Origin of the sequence: Vibrio sp. CCUG 15886 (assembly GCF_028570825.1) — a bacterium.
GTDB classification, from domain to species: Bacteria; Pseudomonadota; Gammaproteobacteria; order Enterobacterales; family Vibrionaceae; genus Vibrio; species Vibrio vulnificus_B.
Genome location: NZ_JAQQBT010000032.1, coordinates 1 through 5463 on the forward strand (window position 1 = coordinate 1; position 5463 = coordinate 5463).

5 protein-coding genes and 1 tRNA gene are annotated in these 5463 nt (G+C 44.4%); 3 read left to right on the forward strand and 3 right to left on the reverse strand.

The genetic code is table 11. From position 1 onward, the window contains the following. A tRNA-Thr gene (locus PQQ36_RS22135) sits at positions 1–76 on the reverse strand. Positions 77–287: 211 nt separating this feature from the next. On the opposite strand from PQQ36_RS22135, the gene coaA reads away from it, so the two are divergent. Next, complete coding sequence (gene coaA / locus PQQ36_RS22140; protein WP_011079193.1) at positions 288–1211, forward strand: type I pantothenate kinase; 924 nt, start codon at positions 288–290, stop codon at positions 1209–1211. A gap of 31 nt (positions 1212–1242) precedes the next feature. Here the strand turns inward: coaA and birA are convergent, their stop codons facing one another. Both birA and murB read right to left on the reverse strand, forming a co-directional pair. Further along, the gene (birA, locus tag PQQ36_RS22145) at positions 1243–2211 is read right to left on the reverse strand and encodes a bifunctional biotin--[acetyl-CoA-carboxylase] ligase/biotin operon repressor BirA (protein WP_011079192.1); all 969 of its coding nucleotides are present in this window, start codon (positions 2209–2211) and stop codon (positions 1243–1245) included. Then, entirely contained in the window at positions 2208–3251 is a 1044-nt protein-coding gene (gene murB, locus PQQ36_RS22150; protein WP_011079191.1) for a UDP-N-acetylmuramate dehydrogenase, read from the reverse strand. The genes birA and murB overlap by 4 nt, the downstream gene beginning before the upstream one ends. A gap of 63 nt (positions 3252–3314) precedes the next feature. Here murB and PQQ36_RS22155 point away from each other — a divergent pair, with 63 nt between their 5' ends. Next, positions 3315–3752, forward strand: a complete 438-nt coding sequence (locus tag PQQ36_RS22155) for a GNAT family N-acetyltransferase (RefSeq protein WP_011079190.1) — start codon at positions 3315–3317, stop codon at positions 3750–3752. A gap of 89 nt (positions 3753–3841) precedes the next feature. Continuing rightward, the gene (pssA, locus tag PQQ36_RS22160; RefSeq protein WP_011079189.1) at positions 3842–5182 is read left to right on the forward strand and encodes a CDP-diacylglycerol--serine O-phosphatidyltransferase; all 1341 of its coding nucleotides are present in this window, start codon (positions 3842–3844) and stop codon (positions 5180–5182) included. Positions 5183–5463 lie beyond the last annotated feature (281 nt).

The following is a 5463-nucleotide window of genomic DNA, read 5'->3' on the forward strand; positions in this document are numbered from 1 at the left end:
TGGTGCCGACTACCGGAATCGAACTGGTGACCTACTGATTACAAGTCAGTTGCTCTACCTACTGAGCTAAGTCGGCATAAGTGGAGCGCATTCTAGTGAATCATTTCTTTGCTTGCAATAGCTTTTTTACAAAAAAATCTGATTTTTTGATAAAACAGAATCACCTGACGCAAAATCACACAATTCTCTCTTTTTTCAATGAGGATTCACTATTGTCATTTGCTTTCTGTTACTCATGATGTATTTTGCATTCTCTTTCACGATTCACATGGAAAGGAAGCGTTCATATGAGCCCATTTTTGTCATTTAGTCGCGCGACTTGGTCTGAATTACGTAATTCAGTGCCAATGACGTTGTCTGAAGAAGACTTAAAAGCATTGCAAGGGATCAATGAAAATCTCACCATGCAAGAAGCCGTGGAAGTGTATCTCCCTCTTTCCCGATTATTGAATCTTTATGTGCAGGCAAGGCAGAGCCGCAATTCGGTGCTCCATCAGTTTTTGAATAATGATGAACACGCTCCTCCTTTCGTCATCGGTATCGCAGGCAGTGTGGCTGTAGGTAAGAGCACCACCGCTCGGGTCTTATGTGCTCTACTCTCTCGCTGGGAAAATCATCCAAAAGTCGAACTGGTCACCACTGATGGTTTTCTCTATCCAAAGAAAGAGCTGGATCAACGCGGTATCATGCATAAGAAAGGCTTTCCAGAATCTTATGATATGAAGAAGCTGGTGCAATTTGTCTCTGATGTCAAAGCAGGTAAACCGGAGCTTGAGGTTCCTGTTTACTCGCATATTACTTACGACATTACGGAGGAAGTAAAGAAAGTAGATCGCCCCGATGTTTTGATCATCGAAGGATTGAATGTGCTGCAAAGTGGCATGGACTATCCACACGATCCTCATCGTGTTTTTGTTTCTGATTTCCTCGATTTCTCAATTTACGTTGATGCTGAAAGCAATACGATAGAACAATGGTATGTGGAGCGCTTTCTCAAGTTCCGTAAAGGCGCGTTTACTCAACCTGGCTCGTACTTTAGTCACTATACTCAACTTAGCGAGCAGCAAGCCATCGAGAAAGCGCAACAGATTTGGCGAGACATTAACGGCATTAATTTAACGGAAAACATTTTGCCAACCAAAGAGCGAGCTCAGCTGATTCTGCGCAAGGGCCCAAATCACTTGGTTGAAGAGATTCTGCTACGTAAATAGAGACACTGACTCAGAATACCATTCGATTTCGTTACTGATCGTTAGCTCGCAAAGAGATTTCACCACCCACAAATGTTTGAATCCCTTCCACGGTTTTTAGAATAACGCCACCTTGACTGTCAATGCCTTGAACTTCACCATGAATTTCTCTAGGGCCAATCAATAACTTAACTTGGCGGCCTTTAAAGTTATCCAATCGATTCCAACGCTCGATGAAGCCGTTTAAACCACATTGTTCATACTCAGAAAGGGCTTCACGCCATTTCGCCATTAACGTCAAAGCCAGTTCTGTTCGATCTAGCCTTGCTCCAGATTCAATCTGGCTGAGCGCTGTCCACGGTTGATCAATGGAATGACAATCTGCCTGCATTTGCATGTTTAGACCCATTCCAATCACCAAGTGAGCAGCGCCTCCGGCTTGGCCAGTCATCTCGACCAAAATTCCGGCCAATTTCTTATCTTGGTAGTAGACATCATTAGGCCACTTCAGTTTCACACCTTGAACCCCTAATGTTTCCAACGCTTCAACCGCAGCAATCCCCACAACAAGACTCAATCCCATCGCTGCTGCCATCCCAGCGTCCAGACGCCAGTACATCGACATATACAGGTTGGAGCCAAAAGGCGAAAACCACTGCCGCCCTCGTCGGCCTCGCCCTTGTGATTGATACTCAGCCAAACAAACATGGCCTGTTTGAAGGTTTTCAATACGTTCCAGTAGATACTGATTGGTTGAGTCAATCACAGGGATCACTTCAACATTATTTGCACTTTGCTCAACCAGCTGATGCTCATCAAGCAGCGTCATCGGCTGAGCCAGTTGATAGCCTCGCCCTTGAATTCGATAAACATCGACTCCCCAATCCTGCAATGCGTTAATGTGCTTTGAGATCGCCGCTCGAGAAATACCAAGTTCATGACCCAACGTCTCTCCAGAATGAAACTGTCCATCGGCTAGGCGTTTTAATAAATGCAGTTTAACAACGTGCTCTTTTCTCATGACTCTACTCTTAGCTCACTTAAACAGGTCTCACCGACAGTACTGATAAAGCGAACTTCATGTTCAAGTGCAATCTGATATTTGTCCCACACCGCATCGCAAATAAGGCTGGCCAACTGGATGATATCTTGCGCGGTACATGACTGCGCATTAGTCAACACTAACGCTTGTTTCGGGTGCACTTGAGCACCACCAACTTGCACCCCTTTAAAATCGCACTGGTCAATCAACCATCCAGCGGCTACTTTCATCTGTTCACCAGCAGGATACGCAACGATGTTAGGAAACTGAGCTTTTAGCTGCTGCCAATGGGCTTTATCGATAATGGGGTTTTTAAAAAAGCTGCCAGCATTGCCGATCTGCTTTGGATCTGGCAATTTCTCTCTACGAACTTCACAAACTTTGTGAAAGATACTCATTGGTGAAAGTTCATGCTCTGCAATTTCCTGCAACGGGCCGTAACTGTTATTCGCTTGCCACGTTTTAGGCAATTTTAACCCCACCGCGATCACTACGCATTGATTATAGAGGGCATGCTTAAATACTGAGTCACGATAGCCAAATTGACACTCTTCAGCACTGAGGCGACGTTGAGAAAAATCGTCCAGCATCAAAATATCCACGTACTGGCACACATCCTTAAATTCAACCCCATAAGCACCGATATTCTGAATCGGTGCCGAGCCTGCACAACCAGGAATCAAGGCAAGGTTCTCTAAACCACCAATCCCTTGTTGAACACACCACTCCACCAAGTTGGGCCAATCCTCTCCCCCCTCAGCGTGGATATAGTAAAACGATTCGTCCTCACTTAACGTTTTGCCAGAAAGACGATTCACCACCACGACACCAGAAAAAGGCTGGGTAAAGAGCACATTGCTGCCACTGCCAAGAATGAGCTTTGGCAACTCACGGAAATCTGGGTTGGCGTAGATGTCGACGAGTTCATCCACACTACCCACCTCAACCAGATAATGGCTACATTGCTCAATGGCGAAAGTATGGTACGGCTTTAAAGAGATATTTTGCTTAATTTGCATAGCATCAACGTATTAACTTAAACTTTGCCCATTCTACAACACTTATCCCGCAGGCACAGTGCCATGACACATTCAATTCACTTTGAAGTACTGGACCCCATCAAAGTTCCTATCATCAAAAAGCTCTATAAGGCCCATTATCCGGGCACGAAGGTAAAAAAAGATGAGCAGATTGTCGTAGCAATTCAAGATAAGCAGACCATTGGCGTTGTACGCTTTCGTCGGGTTGAAGAACATCAACTGATGACCGGCATGCTGGTCATACCCAGCCAGCGAGAAAAAGGGATCGCGCATTGCTTGCTCAAGTACTGTGCTGAAGAGCTTCTCAACGAAAAGGTCTTTTGCTTTGCTTATCGACACCTCGAACCTTTTTATGCTCAACATTCGTTCGTGACGGTTTCGTCCGAACAGTTGCCTAACTCACTGAAACAAAAGTTTCTACGCTATTCAGAAAGTGGCAAAGATCTCGTTCCTATGCAATATCAAGCACAAATCCGCTAAGAATTCGCGCTTTTCTGGTATTGGATTTAATAAATTTGGTAGAATCGGCAGCTTGCAATACTGCACATAACGAAGGTAATACACCCCATATGATGGCTAGCAGGAATCCTTTTGCACAGCTGCCCAGCATTGCTGTGGATGCTGATGCTCTGGAAGTTCTTCATACAGCGAAAGACTTCAGGACTCGCTTGATAGATGCGATCGCAAAAGCGACCTCTCGTATCTGCCTAGTGGCTTTGTATCTCGAAGATGATGAGGCCGGGCGAGAAATACTGACAGCGCTATACGAAGCTAAGCAACGCAATCCGGGTTTAGATATCAGCGTATGCGTTGATTGGCACCGAGCACAACGTGGCTTGATCGGTGCTGAAAAATCTGAAGGTAATGCTGCGCTTTACAAAGCGTTTGCGAACAAATATCAACACAAAATCCCTGTTTACGGCATTCCAGTTCGCGGTAGGGAAGTCTTTGGTGTACTCCATCTAAAAGGCTTCATTGTCGACGATACGGTGATTTACAGCGGAGCGAGCCTAAACAACGTCTACCTTCAGTACAGTGAGCGTTATCGCTTTGATCGATACCACGTCATTCATAATGAATCTCTTGCAGACACCATGTTCAATTTCGTCCAGAACGAAATGATAGCGCACCCTGCCGTGAATGATTTGGCAAAAGAAGATCGCCCCGAAACCAAAGAAATTAAGACCGCAATTCGTCAATTTCGATCAGCGTTAGCTCGCGCTAAGTATCGCTTTGAATCTCAAGAGGCTGCCGAACATCAATTTTCCATCACCCCCATGGTTGGCTTAGGAAAGAGGCGTAATTTCCTCAATCAAAACATCGCTAAGTTGATTGATGCAGCTCAAAGTGAAATATTCATATGTACGCCCTACTTCAACTTTCCTAAAGATATCGCGAAGGGCGTGAAACGTGCGTTAAAACGTGGCGTAAAGGTGACGATTGTTGTAGGCGATAAGACCGCTAACGACTTTTACATCGCACCAGACAAAGAATTCAAGACGATTGGTGGTTTACCCTATTTATATGAGCTGAACCTACGCAAGTTTGCTAAAGCTTATGAAGCTCAAATAGCAGCAAGAAACCTTTCTATTCGACTCTGGAAAGATGGCGATAACAGCTTCCATCTTAAAGGCATTTGGGTTGATAAACGCTACATGCTGCTGACAGGAAACAATCTCAATCCTAGGGCTTGGGCGTTGGATCTCGAAAATGGTTTGTTGATCCGAGATGATTTTGCGCAACTAACAGAACAGTTTGATTCTGAGGTCGACAATATTCTCCAGCACACTCAGTTAATTTGTACATACAAACAACTTGAGAAAGTTGAAGAATATCCGGAAGTGGTTCAGAAGTTAGTCCGAAAGATCACTCGCATTAAAGCCGATGGCGTACTAAAGAGAATTCTCTAGCATTGACAGCACATTTAAAACACTACTTAAGCCCAACGACACGTTGGGCTTTTTTATATGTGGAACTCCCCGAATGACGGCAAACTCCCGCGATATTTAATAGCCATCTAGCAAGGATAAGAAGGAGTGATACCAACCTAACTAAAAATATGATCTAATTGAGACTGTTACTTTTTCGTGATAAATAACGCTATGGACAGTCTCAATAACATTGATTTCAAAAAACTTGCTAGCCAACAAAAATCTATTCAAATGAAGATGCGATTGCTCGCATTGGCCCA